A 21,218-nucleotide genomic window follows, 5' to 3' on the forward strand; every position below is an offset into this window, starting at 1 on the left:
CTGCACCACATGCGCCTCAAACTGACCCTCGTTCGCCCCACCGGCCCCGCCCACGACATCGTCGTCACGACGGATGCCGCCGCCAACATCTCCGACATCGCCGCCACCATCGCGCGCCTCGACCCGCACCAGCAGGCCGCCGGTCGTGCGTCGACTCCGGCCGCGGGGTCCCTCACCCTGCGGGCGACCCTGCCCGGCCACGCGGAGTCCCTGTTGCTGCCGCCCGACGGCGCGATCGGGGAGGCCTGGATCGGCTCCGGCGCGAGCGTCACCCTCGAAGACGCCGGCGTCTACTACTCGCCGGCCGGAACCGGACAGGCACCGACCGTCGCGACACTGCGGGTCACGTCGGGGCCCGAAGCCGGGCGGGAATTCGCGCTGCCGGTGGGAACATCCGTTCTCGGCCGCGACGTCGACTGCGACATCGTGCTGGGCGACAAGCTCGTCTCCAAACGGCACGTGCGGTTCGAGGTGAACGACGGCGTCGAGGTGATCGACCTCGGTTCGGCGAACGGCATCGTCGTCGACGGCGAACTGATCGGCCGGTTTCGCATCGAGTCCACCGCGACGCTGCTGATCGGCGACACCGAGGTCGAGATCGAGGTGCTCGCGAGCGCCGCCGCGACCGGCTACACGCCCACCGCCGGGCCGGTCTTCTTCAACCGCTCGCCCATGGTCGAGCGTCGGTACGCCGGCGAGGTCTTCGCCGCCCCCGAGGCGCCGCCCGAGAAAGACGACAACGGCTTTCCCTACCTCGCCCTGATGGCCCCGGCGGTACTCGGCATCGGCCTCTACGTCGTGACCCAGCGGTTGTCATCGCTCATGTTCGTATTGCTGTCGCCGCTGCTGCTGATCGGCAACTACTTCACCAACAAGTCCCGCGACAAGAAGAAGCTCAAGCGCCTGCTCGCCCGCTTCGACGAACGCCTCGCCTCACTCGTCACCCAGCTCGGCCACGAAAAAGTCATCGAACAGACCGTGCGGCTGGCCGAATCGCCCTCGACCGCCGAAACCCTCGAGCAGGCCCTGCGCCGCGGCCCGATGCTCTGGACCCGCCGGCCCGAACACTGGTCGTTCCTCAACGTGCGCCTCGGCATCGGCTCCATGCTCAGCCGCAACACGGTCGACGCCGGCAAGCGCGGCGAAATTCTGCCCGAACTGCGCGCCCGGCTCGACCAGGTCATCAACGACCACCGCCGGGTCGAGGGCGTGCCCCTCATCGACAACCTCTACGACTCCGGAGCGCTCGGCATCGCCGGCTCCCCGGCATCCGCCGGCGGCTCGCTCAACGCCATTCTCGTGCAGCTGACCGCCCTGCACTCCCCGGCCGAACTCGTTGTCGCCGCGCTCGTCACCCCGGCCTGGTCGCGCGAGCTCGAATGGCTCAAATGGATGCCGCACACCTCGTCGCCGCAGAGCCCCCTCACCGGCAGCCACCTGGTCGACGGCGCCGCGAGTGGGGCCGTGCTGCTGTCCCAGCTCGAGGAACTCGTCAGCCAGCGGCTCGGCGGCAGCGGCCTGAAGGCCACCCGCCGCGGCGCGATGGAGCAGCAGAAGGCGGCGCTCGACCGGGGAGCGGATGTCGGCACCCAGGCCACCGAGGCCGGCACCCGCAGCGCGATCCCCGCGATCGTCGTGCTCATCTCCGACGACGTCGGACTCGACCGGGCCCGCCTCGTGCAGCTCGCCGAGACCGCAGCGGATGCCGGCGTCTTTCCGATCTGGATCGCGGCGAGCGTGCCCGAACTGCCCGCCGCCTGCCGCACCTACCTGCACACGAGCGACGCCACGGCCGACGCTGTGGCGACGGCCACCGTCGGGTTCGTGCGCCTCGGCGAGACCATCACCGACGTCGCCACCGAATACGTCGACGCCGCCACCGCGCACGCCTACGCCCGCCGGATGGCCGCCGTCATCGATGCCGGCGCGCTCGTCGCCGACGCGAGCGACCTGCCCCGCACGGTCTCCCTGGTCACCCTGCTCGGCCACGACCTGGTCGAATCGAGCGACGCGGTCGTCGACCGGTGGCGGCAGAACGCATCCATTCACAACCGCACCCCCGGTGCCGCGTTCACCGCCCGCCGGGCCGGCAAGCTGCGCGCCATCATCGGCTCCTCCGGGGTCGACGCGATGCACCTCGACCTGCGCACCCAGGGGCCGCACGCCCTCGTCGGCGGCACCACCGGCGCCGGCAAGAGCGAGTTCTTGCAGGCCTGGGTGCTCGGCATGGCCGCCGAATACAGCCCTGACCGGGTCAGCTTTCTGTTCGTGGACTACAAGGGCGGCTCCGCGTTCGCGGACTGCGTGAATCTGCCGCACTGCGTGGGCCTGGTCACCGACCTCAGCCCGCACCTCGTGCGCCGCGCACTGACCAGCCTGCGCGCCGAATTGCACCACCGCGAGCACCTGCTCAACCGCAAGAAAGCCAAGGACCTGCTCGAACTCGAGAAACGCGGCGACCCCGAGAGCCCGCCCGCGCTCGTGCTCGTCATCGACGAGTTCGCCGCCCTCGCGAGCGAGGTGCCCGAGTTCGTCGATGGCGTCGTCGACATCGCCCAGCGTGGCCGGTCGCTCGGCATCCACCTGATCATGGCCACCCAGCGGCCGGCCGGCGTGATCAAGGACAACCTGCGCGCCAACACCCCGCTGCGCATCGCGCTGCGGATGGCCGACGAGTCCGACAGCTCCGACGTGATCGGCACGAAAGACGCGAGCCACTTCGATCCGGGCATCCCCGGCCGCGGCATCGCCAAGACCGGCCCCGGCCGGCTGCAGCAGTTCCAGTCGAGTTACGCCGGCGGCTGGACCAGCCGCGAACCCGACCGCCCCGGAATCACGGTCGCCGAGCTGCGCTTCGGCGGCGAGGCCCCGTGGGAGGAGCCCAAGGGCGCCGTGGTCGACGAGGTGCACGACCTGGGGCCCACCGATCAGCAGCGACTCGTGGAACGCATCCGGGGGGCATCCGCCCTCGCCGTGATTCCCGCGCCCCGGCGGCCGTGGCTCGACGAGATGGCCGCCGCCTACGACCTCAGCAAACTGCGCCAGCGCACCGACAGCGAACTCCTGATCGGGGTGTCCGATATTCCGCAGCTGCAGCAGCAGCGCTCGGTCTACTTCTATCCGGATGTCGACGGTCACCTGGTCATCTACGGCACCGGCGGCTCCGGCAAGAGTGCCGCCCTGCGCACCCTGGCCTGTGCGGCGGCGATCACCCCGCGCGGCGGCCCGGTGCACGTCTACGGCCTCGACTTCGGCGCCGGCAGCCTGCGTATGCTCGAGGCGCTGCCGCACGTGGGCTCGATCATCTCGGGCGACGACACCGAACGTATCGTGCGGCTGTTCCGCATGCTCAAGGGGCTGCTCGAAGACCGCGGCTCCCGTTTCGCCGACGCCAACGCGTCGAACATCACCGACTACCGGGCGCAGACCGGGCGCGCCACCGAGCCGCGCATCCTGCTGCTGATCGACGGATTCCCCACCTTCCGCAACGACTGGGAGGTCACGAGCGGCCGGGCACCCTGGTACAACGTGTTCAAGGACATCCTCAGCGACGGCCGCCAGCTCGGCATCAACGTGGCCTTCACCGCCGACCGGCCCGGAGCCGTGCCGTCGTCGGTCAGCTCCAACGTGCAGCGGCGCGTGATCCTGCGCCTCGCCGACGACGCCGGTTACAGCATCCTCGATGCGCCCGGCGACATCCTCAGCTCCAAGTCGGTGCCGGGCCGGGCAATCGTCGACAACCTCGAAACCCAGGTCGCCGTGCTCGGCGGCTCCCGGTCGGTCAGCGACCAGTCCGCCGCGGTCAAGCAGCTCGCGAGCGCCATGCGGCGCGCCGGCGCCGGCACCGCGGCCGCGCCCGCCATCGGGGCCATGCCCAAGGAGTATTCCGCGGCCGAGCTGCCGGCTGCGCTGGGCACGAACCCGGTGCTCGGCATCGCCGAGGACACCCTCGGGCCCCTCGGCTTCGACCCGACCGGCGTGTTCCTGCTTGCCGGGCCGCCGGCGAGCGGGCGCACCACGGCGCTCACCGGGCTGCACCGGTCGCTGCTGCGGTTCGACCCGGCCATGCGGCTGTATTACATCGGCATCGCGCGCTCGAGCGTCGCCGCCCTGCCCACCTGGGCCGGCCGGGCCGTGACCGTCGAGGAGGCCGTCGCGTTGGCGAAAGACCTCGCCGCTGCGGTCACCGACCCCGACACCGAAGGCCGCATCGGCATCTTCATCGAGAGCATCGCCGAGTTTTTGCAGTCCCCGGCGGATGCCCCGCTCGTGCAGCTGATCAAGGACGTCAAGCGCAGCGACCACCTGCTCGTGGCCGAGGGGGAGACCGGCAGCTGGAGTTCGAGCTGGCCGCTCATGACCGAGGTGAAGACCGGCCGTCGCGGCCTCCTGCTGCAGCCGGACAGCATGGAGGGCGACCTGATCCTCAAGACCCCGCTGCCGCGCATCAACCGCGCCGAATTCCCCACCGGCCGCGGCATGTACGTGGCGCGCGGCAAGAGCGTGCGGGTGCAGCTCGGCCTGGTCGACGGCGAGCCCGTGGCCGCCATCGCGGCGAGCGGGGTGCTCGCATGAGCCGCGTCGCGCCGAGCAAGCCCACCCCGACAATTTCGCCCCTCATCGGGCGCATCACGATGATCGTCGGGTGGGTCCTGCTCCTGGTATCGGGCTGCGTCTTCGGGTACATGCTGTTCATCGCCGTGACCGATCCGGCCCAGGCCGACGTCTGGATGAACGAATCCCTCCAACGCACCCGTGGTCGCGAGCGCATGGCCCCCAACGCCACCGGCCCGATCGTCTTCATTGCCATCATGTTCTTCCTCGGGGCTACGTGCGTGGGCATCGCGGATATCGCCCGGCGGCACACGAGCCCGGCATCCATCGCCGCGTCCTCGGAGTTCCACAACGTCGAGAGCGTGCGCCACGGCCTCCGGCCCATTTCCCCGTGGTGGCAGCTGCTCTGGCTGGTGCTGCTGCTGGTCGCCTTCGTCGGCATCCTTCCGGTGCAGTTCTCGGTCGGGCTGCTCTCACCCGCGCAGGCCGACGAGCGCACGGAGATGCTGATCTTCCTGCTGCTGTTCGGGCCCGGCGTCCTGGCGGCCGGCGGCGCGGCGGTCGTGTTCGTCTCGCTCATCAAGAAACTCAGTTTTCCGGCCCAGGAACGCCGGCGCGACGCCCGCGCCGCCGAGTCACGGCGGGTGCCGCAGCGCGGCGCCGTACACACCTTTCTCTACCTCTGGCGCGGTGACCTCTGGTTCGCCGGATTCGGCGGCACCCTGATCGGCATCAGCGCCTGGCCGTACTTCAGCGATGGCGTGGGCATCGGCCATTTCCTGGTCTTCAGCGGGGTGTGCTGGCTCGTGCTCGGCGTCGTCGCCGCCCTGCAGTTCTGGCGCACCGGCGAGAACCTCAATGAGGCCGTGATCGGCCGCAAGGGCCGCTCCTAGCGATCCGGGCGACGGAGGCGGGCATGGGTACCCGTACCCATAGGTAAAGCGGTAGACGCCAAGTACGGTTAGTGATAGTTGATGCTCACACAGGGGGTCACACAAGGTTTGGGAGCATCTCATGGCGAATGTCAACGTGACCTACGGCGAAATGACGGATGCCGCCGGGCGTCTGAGCACGGGCAAGGAAGAGCTGGTCAGCAAGCTCGTCGAACTGCAGACCCTCGTGAACAACCTCGTCGGCAACGGCTTCATCACCGACCAGGCCTCCGGCGCGTTCCAGGTCTCCTACGAGACCTTCACCCGCGGCACGACCGAAGCGGTCAACGGCCTCGAAGGCATGTCCTCGTTCCTCACCCAGGCGGCCACCGCCCTCGAGCAGGTTGATACCGAGCTCGGCAACGCCATCCGCGGCTAACCGCTTCGACAGCGGCCGCCCCGGCAGGTGCCGGGGCGGCGCATCCACTCGTGCCCGCACGAGCTGACATCCCCGGAAAGGGACCCTCATGGCCGACCTCAAGGTCAGCACCGCGATTCTGGAACTGGTCGGCACGGACCTGGCTTCGATCCTCACCGAGTTCGAGAGTGCCGAGGGCATCGCCGCTTCGGTCGCCGGCGCAACCGGCCACCGCGAGCTGGAGGAACGCGTGGTCGATTTCGCGGGCTCGTGGGACGACAAACGAGCCGACATGATCGAGCAGATCACCGCACTGGTCGGCCAGATCACGGCGATCAGCGACGCCTTTCTGCAGGTGGACTCCGAGCTCGCGCAGGCCCTGGATGCCTCCGAGCAGACCACCGTCGCGCGCTAGACTCACGCGCCGCGACCCGCGCATCCAGACATTCGCACTTTTCGCACCGAGACTGACGTAACGAGACCGGGGACACACGTGTACGACAGGGAATTCGAGCCGTTGCCGGGGGACTCCGGTCTGCTGGCCACCAAGTCCGCCGACTACCTGCGCATGGCCGACGCCATCAGCCGCGCCACCGCCTCGCTGCGCGTCGTCGCCGACACCAGCGAAATGCAGAGCTCGGCCGTATCCGCGGTGCGTGAGAACGCCACCAAGGTCGCCGACAGCATCGCGCAGGCCGAAGAGCGGTACCGAGCGGCGGCATTCGCTCTCTCGACCTACTCCGGGTCGCTGAGCGACGCCCAGGGCGACGCCCAACGGGCCATCACGAGCATCGGCAGCGCCCAGAGCGAGTACGCGACGGCCCAGAACCGGGCCGACACCGCCGCGGAGACCGCCACCGAGGCGACTCCGGAACAGGCCGCCAACCAGGTGACGGCCACCGGGCTGGCGACGGATGCCGCAGACAAGCTCCTGGGGATCGCCGCCGCGGAGCGCGCCTGGCGGGCCGCGAGCGACGCCAAAGACCTCGCGGCCCGCACCGCCGCTGAGGCTATCCACAGCGTCGTCAAGGACAGCGGCCTCAACGACGGCTGGTGGGATAACTGGGGCTCCGACCTGCTCAAGATCTTCCGGGCGATCTGTGACATCGCCGGAATCCTGGCGATCTTCCTGTCCTGGGTGCCGATTCTCGGGCCGGTACTCGTGGTGCTGGCCGCCGTCGGCGCGCTGATCAATATCATCGAGGCCACCATCAACGTGGTCACCGGCGAAGGAACCTGGACCGATCTCATCGTCGCCGTCGCCCTCGGCGTGGTCGCCTGCTTCGGCGGAAAGATTCTCGGACAGTTCACCAGGATGGCCCGGGCGAAGGGGGCCGTGAACGCGAACGCCCTCTCGCACACCACCGGGATCTCTCGGGCGGCGCTGCAGGGCCGCCCGCCGGCCGGACAGTACCTGAACCTGGCCTCCGCGCGCGTCGTGACCCGCAACCCGCCGTCGTTCCGCTCGAACTTCAGCGACCCGTTCGGAATCATGTCGGCCGGCCAGGGCGCCTCCGGTTCCGTGCTCTCCATCCTGCGCCGGGGCGTGGGCATCACCGACGACCTGGTCCCGGTGATGCGCATGGGCGCCAACGGCGTGCAGCCGATCTCGGCCGGCACCAAGGCGATCGTCGGAACCGGCCAAACGGTCGTGACCGGGGAGATCGTCTATTCCAACGGCGTCAGCCACGTCGTCGAGTCGGTGAACGCGCGGTGACCACGCCGGTGAACACCCAGGGCGCAGCGCGGCTCAGCGACATCGTCGCCTTCGACATCGACCTGCCCGAAGGCTGGTACCCGATGCCGTTGCGCGCCGAGCCGAGCGCGGATGCCTGGCCCGCCGACTTCGCCGAGCGGCTCGCATCCGAACCGGCAGCGGGCGCGCGGCTGCGCGAACAGCTCGCAGCCCTGCAGCTACGCTTACGGTCAATGGGTGACCCCTACCTGACCGCTGCCGTGTACATTCCGGCGCCAGAATCGGGCCAGGCGAGCTGTGTGCTCGGCTTCAAAGCCCTGCCGCTCACCGAGGTGGGTTCCCCGAACGAGTTTCAGGCGTCGCTCGAGAACGATGCCGCCGTGCAGCTGCCCGGACGCCGGGTGCGCGACGTGCTCGCGTGGGCCGGCGATACCGCCCTCGGCCCGCTGGTCGGCGCCAACAACCTGATCGAACACCGCAACCCCGGCGACGCCGAGGGCGCGATCGAGGAGCGCACAATTTTCGGCCTCTACCCGGTCGGGGCGGCCCAGATGGTGCAGTTCATCTTCTCGACCCACGACCTGGCGGCTTTCGAGAACATGTCGCAGCAGACCCAGGACCTGGTGCAGACCCTGCAGGTGACGCTGGGCCCGCCCGTAGAGCTGGGCCCTCCCGCACAGCTGGGGGAGCCCGCATGACCCGCCAGATCGCTGTCGCCGACTACTCGATCGTGCTGCCGGGCACGTGGGCGCAGATTCCGCTGGCCAGCCGCGAGGCGGCATCCGCTCGCATCAGCGCGCTCGTGAAACGGCAGGTGGGCATGAACGACCGCCTCGCCCGGCACCGCCGCGACGTGCGCGACCAACTGCTCGACGCGGCGCTGCAGGCCCAGGCCGCGCACGCGGTGTCCTTCGCCATCTCGCTCGAGCTCGCGCCCGGGGTTCCGTTTCCCGCCTCGATGCTGGGCAGCCGGGCGAGCTGGCCGCCGCAGGCAGCGGATGCCGCCACCGCCGGTGACCGCGCCGCCACCGATGCCCGGCTGCGCGGTGCCTTCCCGGGGGCTGCGTTCCTGGCCGGCGGCGGCGGCCTCGTCGCTCGTCAGGCCGGGCGCGGGTCTCGGGCCTGGGGTGAGGCGACCACCCAGTCGCTGTCACTGGACTACTGGCTGCCGGTTCCCGACGGTTCCGGGCTGCTGCAATTCACGATTTCCGCACCGATGGTCGAAGGGTACGAACTGTTCACCGAACTTTTTGACACGATTGTGGCCACCGTGCGCTGGGAGGCCGCCGCTCCCGTCGGCAGTGCGGCCACCGTTCGTCCGAAGGAAGGGGCATGACCACCGCCGTCGCGCCACCGACGCCGCCGGTCGCGCCCTCGCAGCGTCAGCGTCGACTCGGACTGCGCCTCACCCTGGTGGGAGTCGTCCTGACACTGTTGGGCCTGGCCTCGATCGGAGTGCTCATTGCTCTGACGATTCAGGCCAGCGCCGCCTTTGAGGGTGCGATGGCCGACACCTATACCCGCTCCCAGCTGTTCGGGCTCTACCAGAGCGAGCGCTCGACCGGTGCCCTCATCACGGCCGTCCCCGCCATCTTCTTTCTGTTGGCGATGTGTTTGGCCGGGCTGGGGGAATTGCTGCGCCGCGGAATCTGGACCCGCGCCCACCGTGGTTTCTGGCAGGGTGGCTCGAACACGGCCACCGTGCGCATGCTTAGCCCCGCCGTGCACCTCGTCTGGATTGCCGCGCCCCTGTTGGTCTGGGCGGCCCTCATCGCCGTGCCGCTTGTCCTCTCCTCGGCCGGGGGCTGGCCGGCCAACCTGCACTACTCGGTCGTGGACGACGTCTGGTTCCTGCTCGGTATGTATGGCGGTGTCGCCTCGGGCATCGCAGCGATCATGGGCGTTTCGCTGGTGAAAAAGCTGGCCTGGACCCGGCGCGTCAGGGCCGGCACGACTTTGCCGGCCGGAACGGGCAGCCGGTTCTGGCGGGGCCTGACCTACTATTGGCGTTTCGACCTGTGGCTCGCCTTCATCGGCGGCGCGATTCTCGGCCCGTGCTGGATGGCGCTCTTTTTCGAGGATCCGCCGTTCTTCTTCGCCGCCCTGGGCATCGGAGTGCTCTTCATCGGCCTCGCGGTGCTCGCCGCCGTCAATTTCTGGCGCTCTGCGGAGAACCTCGCCGCGGGCGAATCCGTGAGCTGAGCCCCATGAGCACACGGGAGCCCCGATGAGGGGAGTGAACGCGTCTCCGATCGCGCCACCGATCGAAGCCCGCCCCCGGCGACCACTTCTCTGGTTCTGGCTCACCCTGGGCGGCAGCGTGCTCGTGCTGCTCGGCCTCGCCTCGATCGGCCTGCTGCTCGCGCTGACGCTGCAGGCCAGCGCCGCCTTCGACAAGGTGATGGCCGGCACGTACACCGATGTGCGCAACCTCGGTTTGTCCGAGTACGAGCGCTCCGTGGGCTCGGCCATTATCGGCATCCCGATGGTGCTCTTTCTGGTCGCGTTCTGCCTGCTCATGCTGGGGGAGCTGTTGCGCCGCGCCGGCGGAGTCGTCGCGAGCATCCCCACCCTGTGGGTGCTCAGCCCCCGCGTGCACCTGGCCTGGATCGCCGCGCCCGTCATGGTCTGGGTGGCACTCATCGCCCTGCCCGTCGGGCTCGGTGTCGTCACCGGCTGGCCGGCCGCGCTCGAGCCCGAGGTCGAAAAAGACGTCTGGATGATCCTCGGTTTCTACGGGGCGATGGCCTTGGGCGTGGCCGCGGTGATCGCGGTATCGCTCGTGAAAAAGCTCGTCGGCCTGCATCGACCGGTCGTCCCGACCCCGGCGGGAACACGGCTCCCGTTCTGGCGAAAAGTGACCTATTGCGGGCGTTTCGACCTGTGGCCCGCTTTCTTCGGCGGCGCCTTCCTGGGGCCGGCCTGGATCGCCCTCTGCTACGACGACCTGCTTTTTCTGCTCGTCCCCCTCGGTACTGGGCTCATCGTGCTCGCTGTCGCGGTGCTCGCCGCCTGCACCTTCTGGCGCTCCGCGGAGATCCTTGCCGCCGCCGAAACAGCCGTCACCGAATCGGGGAGCTGACCGTGGATCTCAACTTCAACCTCACCCAGCTCAACACGCTCTTCCACGACCTCGTCACCGTGAAAGACAACTTCGAGCAGGCCGAGAGGTTCAGCGACGCGGTCTCCGCCGCCGTCGGGCATCCGGGGCTCTCCGACCGGGTGCAGGACTTCGCAAACCAGTGGAATGACAAGCGCGCCGGGATGGTCGAGCGGCTCGCGGACCTCGCCCAGACGGTCGACACCATCCACGACTCCTTCATCTCGGTCGATCTGGAACTGACCAACACGGCCCACTCGAAGGATGACAACTACAGTGGCAACCTCTGATTCGGCCCTGTTCGAACCAGCCCTGTTCGAACCGTTGACCGGCAACTCCGTCGCGGTCGCCGATCATGCCGGGCGCTACCTGATCACCGCGGATGCCATCAATGACGCGGCCCTCAGCCTCATCCGCATTTCCGGGCAACAGGATGCCGTGGGGCACGCCTTCGACTCCGTGCGCGAGCTGACCGACGAGGTCGCCGGCGAGATCGGCCAGGCCGAGGAACGCTACCGGGCCACCGCGCAGGCCCTCGCCGAGTACGCCGTCGACCTCGCCGCCGCCCAGGAGCGCGCCAACCGGGCCATCACGGCCGCCGGATCGGCGCAGGGCGAGGCGGGCACCTGGGCGAGCCAGGTGTCGACCCTGCAGGAGGAAGCCCTGGTGCCGGGCCCGGAACAGCTCGCCACGCAGCAGCGCCTGACCCGCGCCCAGTCCCAGCTCGACCAGGCCGAGGGCGCGCAGGCGGGGGCAGCAGCCGAGTACACCGCGGCGGTGGCCGACAAGATCGACGCGGCGGAGCGGGCATCCGCTCGCATCGAATCGGTCGTGAAAGACAGCCCGCTGAACGACAGCATGTGGAGCAACATCGGCGGGTTCCTCGCCGGGGTCGGCGGCTGGATCGCCGACGTGCTCGGCGCTGTCATCGATGTCGTGGCCGCCGCCGTCGACGTGATCGCCCGGCTGCTCGTGGCGGTGCTCATCGTCGTCGCCCTCGCCGCGCTGCTGATCCTGGTCCTCGCGACCCTCGGTGTCGGCCTCGGCGTGCTGATGGTGGTCCTCGCGGTGGCCGTGCTCGCGAGCGTCGCCCTCGTCGGCCTGGCCCTCGCGGCCATGGCGAAGGAACGCGGCACCCCGACCGTGAAGCCGACTCTCACCGGTACGCCGTCGAGTCCCACCGACGATCCCTACGCGACGCTGTTCCTCGAACAGTCACGCATCGACGGGGCCGGCGACATCGACGGCGACGGCGTGGCCGACGTGGGGGTGATCAGCGTCATGAAGGTCGTCGGGGCCGACGGCGTCACCCGCTGGCGGGTGCAGATTCCGAGCACCCAGGAGTGGTCGCCCTTTGCGGACGACGCACCGAACGACCTCAACTCCGACCTCGTCGCCAAACTCAACCCGGCCCAGCGCACCCAGCTCGAAAAGGCCGTCGAGGCGGCATTGCTGCAGGCCGGCTACACGTCCGGTGACCCGACGATGCTCGCCGGCTTCAGCCTCGGTGGCATCACCGCCGGCAACCTCGCGGCCGACACCGACTTCGCGGCGGCGTTCAACGTGCAGGCCGTGGTGACCGGGGGAGCACCGCTCGACGACGTCTACATCGGCCCCGACATCTCGGTCATCTCCCTCGAGCACAACAGTGATCCCGTGGCGAACGTGGGGGACCTGCTGGCCGGGCATCCCACCGAGGCCAACCGCATCGTGATCGACATCGACGCGCCCGCGCAGCTGCCGAGCGACTTCAACCTGAACGGCACGCCGCCGACCCCGGCACCCCTCGGCCATGGCGCCGTGGACTACGCGGTGTCGGCGGGGGAGCACATCACCCGGTCGACGGATCCCCGCGTCGTGGCCGCGCGCGACCGCAGCGCCGAGTTCTTCGGCGGCACCGAGACGTATATTGACTACAGCGTGACGAGAGGCTGAATCGATGAGCTCCCCCTTCAAGAAAGCGCTGCTGCGCGGTGCGGCAGCGGCCCTGGTGATTCCCGCCGCCCTGAACCTCACGGCGTGCGCCTCCCCGTCCGGTGGCGATGACGTGAAGTCGGCACTGTCCTCGCTGCGCACGACGCTCGAGTCGATCTCCGGGGTCGAGGAGGCCCGGGTGGCCGGCAGCTTCGACGGGTCCCCCGACCGTCGCAAGCTCGGCGTGACCGTCTATGTGACGGACATGTCCGTCGAAGCGGTGACTCCGATCGTGGAGCAGGCGCTGCAGCAGGCCTGGGCATTCGACGCGTTCGTGCCGGTGGGATATTCGATCCAGGTCTGGCCGTCGCCGGTGCCGAGCCCGCCGGCCAACGCCGACACCATGTTCGACATCGAGCAGATCCAGTCCGCGCTGGAGCTGACCGGCGGGTTCGTCTACAACCGGGCGCTGTCGGTCGGCCCCGACGTGCTCGAAGCCAAGTTCGGTGCGCGCGGCTGACATGGCCGCACCGAGAACCGTGGGGGCCCTGCCCCGAACCGTGCTGGCCGCCGTCGCGGCAGTGCTGCTGATTCCGGCCAGCCTCGGACTGGCCGGCTGCGCCGAAACGCGCGCCCCGGGCGGCTCCGGCGGCTTTGGTGGCTCTGGCACGAGTGTCGAGGCCGGAATTGACACCCTGCACACGGCACTGACGTCGATCGACGGGGTCGACCAGGCGCGGGTCACAACGAATACCGACGGATCGCCCGTCCAGCGCCGTCTCAACGTGGTGCTGTACGTGTCCGATCTGTCCGCCGATGCCGTGACGCCGGTCGTGGCCGACGCCCTGCAGGAGGCCTGGCACTTCGACGCGTTCACGCCGGTCGGCTACGCGATCGAGGTCTGGCCGGCCCCCGTGCCCGAGCCGCCGGTCGACTACGACGACATGTTCGACCTCGAGACCATCCTGACCGACCTCGATCTGGGCGGCGGCTACGTCTACGATCGGCAGCTCGCCCTCGACGCCGATGTTCTCGAGGCCCGGTTCGGCCCTCGTGGCTGAGCCGGCGCCATCCGTGCCCCCTGTTTCGGCGCCATCTGCGGCCATGACCGGTGTCGACGGGCTGCAGCTGAGATTCCCCGGCACCTGGTGGCAGATCCCACTCGCCGACCCGGTCGCCGCCCGCGAATCCGCCCGGGCCCTCATCGTTCAGGCCGTCGGCCGCGCCGATCAGCACGCCCAGCTGCGCGCCGAACTGCGCCGCAGCCTTGACCTGGCGATGACCGAAGCCCGCAGCATCGATGCCCGCCGCTTCGCGATCGCGAGGGAAATCGTGCCCGACATCCCGATCCCGGCCTTTCTCAGCATCGTCGACTCCACGACCGAACTCACGGCAGCCGCGTCGACCGAGCCCGGAGTCGTGCTCGACCTGTTCCTGGCCGGTCTCGCCCACGCTGCTCCGGCGACGGCTGCCACCCCGGCGCCGGATGCCGCCCCCGCCGGCCCGGCGGAGCGGTTCGCGGTCGGGCCTTCGCAAGTGGCCCGCCGGGTGCGGTACCGCACGGTGCCCGCCGACGGCGAGGCCCCGCAGATCACGAACCTCATCGTCGAGTTCTGGATGACCGTGCCCGGGCAGAAGCGGGTCGTGCTGCTGGTCTTCACGTCGCCGGCCGCCGAGCTCGTGCAGCCGCTGCTCAACCTGTTCGGGGCGATCGTCGCATCCGCGCGTTGGCCCGAAAACCGATGAGCGCGCCCCATACGGGTGAGCGCTACGGTAACGGCCGTAGCGCTCACCCGTATGGGGCGCGCTCACCACGGTTGTCGAGCGTGCCGACGCACTTGCGGGGGGCGGGGGCCGCTCCGGCGGCGTGCGGCGCGCAGCGGGTATTCTGAACGCATGGACGTGTCGCTGGAGTCGCGTGTCGGCCAGGAGGTCGACAGCTGGCTGCGTTGGCTTCCCCGCTGGCGGCCCGGCACCCACCGCGCCCGCACCCGACTCTGCCGCCAGTGCTTCGGCTCACCCGTCATCGCCGCCGCGGGCCTCGCCGAAGACGTTCCGCACGCCGTGCAGCACGCCCTGACGATGCGGATGAAGGGCATCGTCGAGTCGCTCGTGGACGATTTCACGACCGAGAACCTGCCCAGGCTCGCCGCCGAACTGCACCGCAGCGAGGAGCGCCGGGCCCGCCGCCCCTACCGCCCGGCCGAGGGGCTCGACCCCGAGTTCAGCGGCCTCGACCTCGACCCGCCGGCGTCCGACGACGCTCCCTTCCTCTTCACCTTCGCCGAACTCGCCGATGCCGAGCCCGACCTGCCGCCGGAGTCGCGCGCGGTGCCGGCCCCGGCGCATCCGCTGCCGCCGTTGAGCGCCGCGGACAAGGTCGCGATCCGCGCCGAGCTGGCCCGCGCCGACGACTTTTCCACCCGGGTCGGGCGCGCGCTTTGCGCAGAATTGGGCCGCCACCGTGAGCGGATGCGCGCCGCCGTCGCCGAATTCGTCGAACCTCAGGTGCAGTCCCTGCTCGCCGACCTCGGGAGCAGCCTCGATTCGCCGCAGTGGCCCCGCGAGTAGCCTGTGGCCAGAGCACCGCGTCCATTTGACCGGGCCCCCGCGGCGGGATAGTATTTCCCGGTGTGCGCTTTGTCGTGCGCCTGACTTGTGCCCTCGCGAGGTTTCCCTGTGGAACATCGCGGCCGGTGTGAAGCGTCGGGTGCCTGGTACGGCACACCACGGGTTTGCTCTCCGAGCAGCCCCCACGGCATACCTGCCAAAAGCCTCGAATGCTTGTCTTTCGGTGTGGCTGGCGGGTCCAGATGAACTCGGTTCGACCGGCTCGCAGCAGTGTGAGCCGCAACGATCGAATGCTAATCACAAAGCTGTCACCGTGCAGCAATAACAAGGAGTAATTAGTGCCCACCATTCAGCAGTTGGTGCGAAAGGGCCGTAGCCCCAAGATCACCAAGACCAAGGCTCCCGCCCTGAAGTCCAACCCGCAGCAGCGCGGCGTTTGCACGCGCGTGTACACGACCACCCCGAAGAAGCCGAACTCGGCTCTGCGCAAGGTCGCCCGCGTCAAGCTTTCCAACGGAACCGAAGTCACCGCCTACATTCCCGGCGAGGGCCACAACCTCCAGGAGCACTCCATGGTGCTCGTGCGCGGAGGCCGTGTAAAGGACCTCCCCGGTGTGCGTTACAAGATCATTCGCGGCGCACTGGACACCCAGGCCGTCAAGAACCGCAAGCAGGCACGTAGCCGCTACGGCGCAAAGATGGAGAAGAAGTAATGCCTCGTAAAGGACCCGCTCCCAAGCGCCCCGTCGTTGCCGACCCGGTTTACGGTGCACCCATCGTCAGCCAGCTCGTCAACAAGATCCTCCTCGACGGCAAAAAGGGCCTCGCCGAGCGCATCGTTTACGATGCCCTCGCCGGCGTTTCCGCCAAGAACGAGCAGGATGCCGTTGTCACGCTGAAGAAGGCACTCGACAACGTGCGCCCGACCCTCGAGGTGCGTTCGCGCCGCGTCGGTGGCTCGACGTACCAGGTTCCGGTTGAGGTCAAGCCGCACCGTGCCAACACCCTGGCACTGCGCTGGTTGACCAGCTACGCCAAGGCGCGTCGCGAGAAGACCATGACCGAGCGTCTCACCAACGAGATCCTCGACGCCAGCAACGGCCTCGGTGCCGCTGTCAAGCGCCGCGAGGACACGCACAAGATGGCTGAAGCCAACAAGGCGTTCGCTCACTACCGCTGGTAGTCACTGCTGGCTCACTGTAGCCAGATCAGTGAGGCCGCGCTCCGGGCGACCGGAGCGCGGCATCCGCTGATTGCACGGACCAAGCTGGGCTTGCTCGTCAGGCCCGGTCAGCTGGGAATGCAATCATTGAAACTGCACCGCTAGACCCACCCCTATTTGTTGGAGGACCCCCGTGGCACTTGACGTGCTCACCGACCTGAGTAAGGTCCGCAATATCGGCATCATGGCTCACATTGATGCCGGCAAGACCACCACGACTGAGCGCATCCTGTTCTACACGGGTGTCAATCACAAGATCGGTGAAACCCACGACGGCGCCTCGACGATGGACTGGATGGCGCAGGAGCAGGAACGTGGCATCACGATCACGTCCGCCGCGACAACCTGTTTCTGGGACAACAACCAGATCAACATCATCGACACCCCCGGCCACGTTGACTTCACCGTCGAGGTGGAGCGTTCGCTCCGCGTGCTCGACGGCGCGGTTGCCGTGTTCGACGGCAAGGAGGGCGTTGAGCCCCAGTCCGAAACCGTCTGGCGCCAGGCCGACAAGTACGACGTGCCCCGCATTTGCTTCGTCAACAAGATGGACAAGCTCGGCGCCGACTTCTACTTCACCGTAGACACGATCATCAAGCGCCTCGGCGCGAAGCCGCTGGTCATCCAGCTGCCGATCGGTGCCGAGTCTGAATTCGAGGGTGTTGTCGACCTCGTTCAGATGCGTGCGCTGACCTGGCGCGGCGACTCCAAGGGTGACGTCGAGATGGGCTCCAAGTACGCCATCGAAGAGATCCCCGCCGACCTCGTGGAGAAGGCTGCGGAATACCGCAAGATCATCCTCGAGACCGTCGCCGAGACCGACGATGCGCTCATGGAGCGTTACTTCGCTGGCGAAGAGCTCACCGTTGCCGAGATCAAGGCGGCTATCCGCAAGCTCACGGTCAACAGCGAGATCTACCCGGTTCTCTGCGGTTCCGCGTTCAAGAACCGCGGCGTCCAGCCGATGCTCGACGCTGTCGTTGACTACCTCCCCACCCCGCTCGACGTGCCCGCCATTGAGGCGCACGACGTTCGCGATGAGGAAAAGGTCATCATGCGTCACCCCGACGCCGACGAGCCGTTCACGGCCCTCGCGTTCAAGGTTGCCGTTCACCCGTTCTTCGGTCGTCTGACCTACGTGCGCGTGTACTCCGGCCGTCTTGACTCCGGAGCCCAGGTCATCAACTCGACCAAGGGCAAGAAAGAGCGCATCGGCAAGATCTTCCAGATGCACGCCAACAAGGAGAACCCGGTGGCCTTCGTGACCGCCGGTCACATCTACGCGGTCATCGGCCTCAAGGACACGACCACGGGTGACACCCTGTGCGACCCGACCCACCAGGTGGTTCTCGAGTCGATGACGTTCCCTGACCCGGTCATCGAGGTGGCCATCGAGCCGAAGACCAAGCAGGACCAGGAAAAGCTGGGTCTCGCGATCCAGAAACTGGCCGAAGAAGACCCCACCTTCCGTACCGAGCAGAACCAGGAAACTGGCCAGACGGTAATCAAGGGAATGGGTGAACTTCACCTGGACATCCTCGTCGACCGCATGAAGCGTGAATTCAACGTTGAGGCGAACGTCGGCAAGCCCCAGGTTGCGTACCGCGAGACGATCCGCAAGGCCGTCGAGCGTCACGACTACACGCACAAGAAGCAGACCGGTGGATCCGGCCAGTTCGCGAAGATTCAGATCGCGATCGAGCCGATGGAAATCACTGCGGACAAGACGTACGAGTTCGTGAACAAGGTCACCGGTGGACGTATCCCGCGTGAGTACATCCCTTCCGTGGATGCCGGCATCCAGGACGCCCTGCACGTGGGTATCCTCGCCGGTTACCCCATGGTCGGCGTTCGGGCCATGCTGCTCGACGGTGCTGCCCACGACGTCGACTCCTCGGAGATGGCGTTCAAGATTGCCGGCTCGATGGGCTTCAAGGAAGCCGTTCGTAAGGCAAACCCCGTTCTGCTCGAGCCGCTCATGAGCGTCGAAGTTCGCACCCCTGAGGAATACATGGGTGACGTCATCGGAGACCTCAACTCGCGGCGCGGTCAGATCCAGACGATGGAGGACGCTCAGGGCGTGAAGGTAATTCGCGCACACGTCCCCCTGTCGGAGATGTTCGGCTACATCGGTGACCTGAGGTCCAAGACCTCGGGCCGTGCGGTGTACTCGATGACTTTCGAAAGCTATGCCGAGGTCCCGCGCGCTGTTGCCGACGAGATCATCAACAAGAACAAGGGCGAATAGCCTGAGGGTTGGCCTTCGGGCCGAATCGCTTGGACCTCCCGGTCCGAGTACCATTAGTAGACACATCCAGCGCATCCCCGGCCGTTCACAAACGCGGTCGTGTATTTGCACGCGAGTCCTGAGGAGGACCCACAGTGGCCAAGGCCAAGTTCGAGCGGACAAAGCCGCACGTAAACATCGGAACTATCGGTCACGTTGACCACGGAAAGACCACGCTGACTGCAGCGATCTCCAAGGTCCTCGCCGACAAGTTCCCGTCCAAGATCAATGTTCAGCGCGACTTCGCGTCCATTGACTCGGCTCCCGAAGAGCGCCAGCGCGGCATCACGATCAACATCTCGCACGTTGAGTACGAGACCGACATCCGCCACTACGCGCACGTCGATGCTCCGGGCCACGCTGACTACATCAAGAACATGATCACCGGTGCAGCTCAGATGGACGGCGCGATCCTCGTGGTTGCCGCTACTGACGGCCCGATGGCTCAGACCCGTGAGCACGTTCTTCTCGCCAAGCAGGTCGGCGTTCCGACCCTGCTCGTCGCGCTGAACAAGGCTGACATGGTTGACGACGAAGAGATCATGGAGCTCGTTGAGCTCGAAGTTCGTGAACTCCTCTCCAGCCAGGGCTTCGATGGCGACAACGCCCCCGTGATCCCCGTCTCCGCGCTCAAGGCACTCGAGGGCGACCCGGCATGGACCGACAACATCCTCACGCTGATGAAGGCTGTTGACACGTTCATCCCCGACCCCATCCGCGACAAGGACAAGCCGTTCTTGATGCCGATCGAGGACGTCTTCACGATCACCGGCCGTGGCACCGTTGTTACGGGCCGCGCCGAGCGTGGAACGCTCAAGATCAACTCCGAGGTCGAGATCGTCGGCATCCGCCCGACGCAGAAGACCACGGTCACCGGAATCGAAATGTTCCACAAGCAGCTCGACGAGGCTTGGGCCGGCGAGAACTGTGGACTTCTTCTTCGTGGCACCAAGCGCGAAGACGTTGAGCGCGGCCAGGTTGTCGTCAAGCCGGGTTCGGTTACGCCGCACACCGACTTCGAGGGCACCGCGTACATCCTCAGCAAGAACGAGGGTGGCCGTCACAACCCGTTCTACGCGAACTACCGCCCGCAGTTCTACTTCCGCACCACGGACGTCACCGGCGTCATCACGCTGCCCGAGGGCACCGAGATGGTCATGCCCGGCGACACTACCGACCTGACTGTCGCGCTGATCCAGCCGATCGCCATGGAAGAGGGCCTCGGCTTCGCTATCCGTGAAGGTGGCCGCACCGTCGGCGCCGGAACCGTGACGAAGATCCTCAAGTAACAACTCGTTACGCAAACGGGTCGGTCCTTCGGGGCCGGCCCGTTTTTGCGTCCCCTCCGGCCTCTTGGTGAGCGGATGCCGTCACGCACAGGTAACCCACCCATTCGGGGGGTAACGTGCAGGCCACGCATTGAACTAGGGGGAACTCATGCTCACCGTGACCACTCGCACGACCGTCAGCCGCTGGATCGGCGTGGCCGTTCTGTCGACCGCTCTCACGCTCGGCTCGATCGCCGGGCCGGCCCTGGCGGCGCCCAGCGATATCGACCGCATCCTCGTCGACACCAATATGGCGCGGGCCGCTGCAGGCCTGCCCGCCCTCAAGCACAACCTCGCCATCGACGCGGTCGCGCAGGCCTGGGCGCAGAAGATGGCCACCGACGGGTTCGCCCACAACCCGAGCTACTCCACGCAGATTCCGGCCGGCTGGTCGCTCGCGTCCGAGAACATTGCCGGCGGATACTCCGCCGCCACGGTCGTGAACGCCTGGCTGAATTCACCCGGCCACCGCACCAACATCATGTCCGCTGCGACGGACATCGGCATCGGCTTCTACGTCGCGCCCAACGGCACCGCCTACTCGGTGCAGAACTTCGCGAAGTATCCGCCGTCCACGACCTCGGCCACCCTGACCGCCACGCCCACGCCGACCGTGTCGGGCTCCGCTCTGCTCGGCCGTACTCTCACCGCGAATGCCGGGGCGTGGGGTCCCGCGCCGGTGACCCTCGGCTTTCAGTGGACGAGTTCAGGGGTGAAGATCCCGGGTGCCACCGCGCCCACCTATGTGCCGGTGGCCGCTGACCTCGGCAAGCGCCTCGCGGTGACCGTGACGGGAACGAAGGCGGGTTACACGACGGTGGCGAAGGCATCCGCCGGCACGGCCGCCGTGAAGGGAACCCTCACGGCGACACCCACCCCCACGATCTCGGGCACAGCGAAGGTCGGGCAGATCCTGAGTGCCCGAGTCGGCACCTGGTCGCCCGCGCCGGTCACGCTGCTCTACCAGTGGGCTCGTGGCGGTACCGCCATTTCGGGCGCGACGGCCTCGACGTACGCGATCAAGGCAGCGGATGTCGGCGCCACCCTCACCGTGACCGTCACCGGCACCAAGCCCAACTATGGCCCGGTGGCGCGCAAGTCCCAGTCCACCGCCCCCGTCGCCCCGTAGCCTCGACCTCGACCTCGACCTGGACCTGGCCCCGCTCCGTCTCCCCGGCCGGGACCCGCGCCGCCGCGCGGGACCCACGCGGCGGCGCGGTACCTGCGCCGCCGCGCGGTACGTGCGCCGCTGCGCG

20 protein-coding genes are annotated in these 21,218 nt (G+C 68.0%); all 20 read left to right on the forward strand.

The annotated features are described in order from the left end of the window. Positions 1-9: 9 nt before the first annotated feature. The 20 genes from D6T64_RS10430 (at position 10) to D6T64_RS10525 (ending at position 21,091) form a co-directional block, all read left to right on the forward strand. Positions 10-4,575, forward strand: coding sequence for an FtsK/SpoIIIE domain-containing protein (locus D6T64_RS10430; protein WP_119974606.1), 4,566 nt, complete (start codon positions 10-12; stop codon positions 4,573-4,575). Continuing rightward, the gene (locus D6T64_RS10435) at positions 4,572-5,447 is read left to right on the forward strand and encodes a hypothetical protein (RefSeq protein ID WP_119974607.1); all 876 of its coding nucleotides are present in this window, start codon (positions 4,572-4,574) and stop codon (positions 5,445-5,447) included. Before D6T64_RS10430 ends, D6T64_RS10435 begins: the two co-directional genes overlap by 4 nt. 121 nt (positions 5,448-5,568) lie before the next feature. Next, positions 5,569-5,865: a WXG100 family type VII secretion target gene (locus tag D6T64_RS10440; protein ID WP_119974608.1), complete on the forward strand. Its 297-nt coding sequence runs from the start codon at positions 5,569-5,571 to the stop codon at positions 5,863-5,865. Positions 5,866-5,953: 88 nt separating this feature from the next. Further along, complete coding sequence (locus tag D6T64_RS10445; protein WP_119974609.1) at positions 5,954-6,259, forward strand: hypothetical protein; 306 nt, start codon at positions 5,954-5,956, stop codon at positions 6,257-6,259. 78 nt (positions 6,260-6,337) lie between these two features. Continuing rightward, positions 6,338-7,561: a hypothetical protein gene (locus tag D6T64_RS10450; RefSeq protein WP_119974610.1), complete on the forward strand. Its 1,224-nt coding sequence runs from the start codon at positions 6,338-6,340 to the stop codon at positions 7,559-7,561. Further along, positions 7,558-8,238, forward strand: coding sequence for a hypothetical protein (locus D6T64_RS10455; RefSeq protein ID WP_119974611.1), 681 nt, complete (start codon positions 7,558-7,560; stop codon positions 8,236-8,238). Before D6T64_RS10450 ends, D6T64_RS10455 begins: the two co-directional genes overlap by 4 nt. Continuing rightward, positions 8,235-8,876 carry a hypothetical protein gene (locus D6T64_RS10460; protein WP_119974612.1) on the forward strand — a complete coding sequence of 214 codons (642 nt, stop codon included), beginning with the start codon at positions 8,235-8,237 and terminating at the stop codon, positions 8,874-8,876. Before D6T64_RS10455 ends, D6T64_RS10460 begins: the two co-directional genes overlap by 4 nt. Beyond that, positions 8,873-9,742, forward strand: coding sequence for a hypothetical protein (locus D6T64_RS10465; protein WP_119974613.1), 870 nt, complete (start codon positions 8,873-8,875; stop codon positions 9,740-9,742). Before D6T64_RS10460 ends, D6T64_RS10465 begins: the two co-directional genes overlap by 4 nt. Positions 9,743-9,767: 25 nt before the next feature. After that, positions 9,768-10,622 (forward strand): hypothetical protein, encoded by an 855-nt coding sequence (locus tag D6T64_RS10470; protein WP_147364523.1) that lies wholly within the window; start codon positions 9,768-9,770, stop codon positions 10,620-10,622. 2 nt (positions 10,623-10,624) lie between these two features. After that, positions 10,625-10,930, forward strand: a complete 306-nt coding sequence (locus D6T64_RS10475) for a hypothetical protein (protein WP_119974615.1) — start codon at positions 10,625-10,627, stop codon at positions 10,928-10,930. After that, positions 10,917-12,575: a hypothetical protein gene (locus D6T64_RS10480; RefSeq protein ID WP_119974616.1), complete on the forward strand. Its 1,659-nt coding sequence runs from the start codon at positions 10,917-10,919 to the stop codon at positions 12,573-12,575. Before D6T64_RS10475 ends, D6T64_RS10480 begins: the two co-directional genes overlap by 14 nt. A 4-nt stretch (positions 12,576-12,579) precedes the next feature. Further along, positions 12,580-13,074 carry a hypothetical protein gene (locus tag D6T64_RS10485; protein WP_119974617.1) on the forward strand — a complete coding sequence of 165 codons (495 nt, stop codon included), beginning with the start codon at positions 12,580-12,582 and terminating at the stop codon, positions 13,072-13,074. 1 nt (position 13,075) lies between these two features. Further along, complete coding sequence (locus tag D6T64_RS10490; protein WP_147364524.1) at positions 13,076-13,615, forward strand: hypothetical protein; 540 nt, start codon at positions 13,076-13,078, stop codon at positions 13,613-13,615. Positions 13,616-13,658: 43 nt separating this feature from the next. Then, a complete protein-coding gene (locus tag D6T64_RS10495; protein ID WP_119974619.1) occupies positions 13,659-14,300 on the forward strand; it encodes a hypothetical protein in 642 nt (213 codons plus the stop codon). Between the two features lie 150 nt (positions 14,301-14,450). Further along, the gene (locus tag D6T64_RS10500; protein ID WP_119974620.1) at positions 14,451-15,125 is read left to right on the forward strand and encodes a spermidine/putrescine ABC transporter substrate-binding protein; all 675 of its coding nucleotides are present in this window, start codon (positions 14,451-14,453) and stop codon (positions 15,123-15,125) included. A 338-nt stretch (positions 15,126-15,463) separates the two neighbouring features. Continuing rightward, positions 15,464-15,838 (forward strand): 30S ribosomal protein S12, encoded by a 375-nt coding sequence (gene rpsL, locus D6T64_RS10505; protein ID WP_119974621.1) that lies wholly within the window; start codon positions 15,464-15,466, stop codon positions 15,836-15,838. After that, the gene (rpsG, locus tag D6T64_RS10510; RefSeq protein WP_119974622.1) at positions 15,838-16,308 is read left to right on the forward strand and encodes a 30S ribosomal protein S7; all 471 of its coding nucleotides are present in this window, start codon (positions 15,838-15,840) and stop codon (positions 16,306-16,308) included. The genes rpsL and rpsG overlap by 1 nt, the downstream gene beginning before the upstream one ends. A gap of 172 nt (positions 16,309-16,480) precedes the next feature. Further along, positions 16,481-18,595: an elongation factor G gene (gene fusA, locus D6T64_RS10515; protein WP_119974623.1), complete on the forward strand. Its 2,115-nt coding sequence runs from the start codon at positions 16,481-16,483 to the stop codon at positions 18,593-18,595. Between the two features lie 134 nt (positions 18,596-18,729). After that, positions 18,730-19,923, forward strand: a complete 1,194-nt coding sequence (gene tuf / locus D6T64_RS10520; protein WP_119974624.1) for an elongation factor Tu — start codon at positions 18,730-18,732, stop codon at positions 19,921-19,923. Positions 19,924-20,071: 148 nt separating this feature from the next. Further along, on the forward strand, positions 20,072-21,091 hold the full coding sequence (locus D6T64_RS10525) for a CAP domain-containing protein (protein WP_119974625.1): 1,020 nt from the start codon (positions 20,072-20,074) through the stop codon (positions 21,089-21,091). The last annotated feature ends 127 nt before the right edge of the window (positions 21,092-21,218 follow it).

The organism is Cryobacterium melibiosiphilum, assembly GCF_003602235.1.
GTDB classification, from domain to species: Bacteria; Actinomycetota; Actinomycetes; order Actinomycetales; family Microbacteriaceae; genus Cryobacterium; species Cryobacterium melibiosiphilum.

Bases quoted from the DNA above. Each gene is read 5' to 3' on its own strand.
- D6T64_RS10495 (WP_119974619.1), top strand. From the start codon at position 13,659: ATGACCGGTGTCGACGGGCTGCAGCTGAGATTCCCCGGCACCTGGTGG.
- D6T64_RS10440 (WP_119974608.1), top strand. From the start codon at position 5,569: ATGGCGAATGTCAACGTGACCTACGGCGAAATGACGGATGCCGCCGGG.
- D6T64_RS10465 (WP_119974613.1), top strand. From the start codon at position 8,873: ATGACCACCGCCGTCGCGCCACCGACGCCGCCGGTCGCGCCCTCGCAG.
- D6T64_RS10445 (WP_119974609.1), top strand. From the start codon at position 5,954: ATGGCCGACCTCAAGGTCAGCACCGCGATTCTGGAACTGGTCGGCACG.
- D6T64_RS10525 (WP_119974625.1), top strand. From the start codon at position 20,072: ATGCTCACCGTGACCACTCGCACGACCGTCAGCCGCTGGATCGGCGTG.
- D6T64_RS10470 (WP_147364523.1), top strand. From the start codon at position 9,768: ATGAGGGGAGTGAACGCGTCTCCGATCGCGCCACCGATCGAAGCCCGC.
- rpsG (WP_119974622.1), top strand. From the start codon at position 15,838: ATGCCTCGTAAAGGACCCGCTCCCAAGCGCCCCGTCGTTGCCGACCCG.
- D6T64_RS10430 (WP_119974606.1), top strand. From the start codon at position 10: ATGCGCCTCAAACTGACCCTCGTTCGCCCCACCGGCCCCGCCCACGAC.
- D6T64_RS10460 (WP_119974612.1), top strand. From the start codon at position 8,235: ATGACCCGCCAGATCGCTGTCGCCGACTACTCGATCGTGCTGCCGGGC.
- D6T64_RS10485 (WP_119974617.1), top strand. From the start codon at position 12,580: ATGAGCTCCCCCTTCAAGAAAGCGCTGCTGCGCGGTGCGGCAGCGGCC.
- D6T64_RS10435 (WP_119974607.1), top strand. From the start codon at position 4,572: ATGAGCCGCGTCGCGCCGAGCAAGCCCACCCCGACAATTTCGCCCCTC.
- D6T64_RS10490 (WP_147364524.1), top strand. From the start codon at position 13,076: ATGGCCGCACCGAGAACCGTGGGGGCCCTGCCCCGAACCGTGCTGGCC.
- D6T64_RS10500 (WP_119974620.1), top strand. From the start codon at position 14,451: ATGGACGTGTCGCTGGAGTCGCGTGTCGGCCAGGAGGTCGACAGCTGG.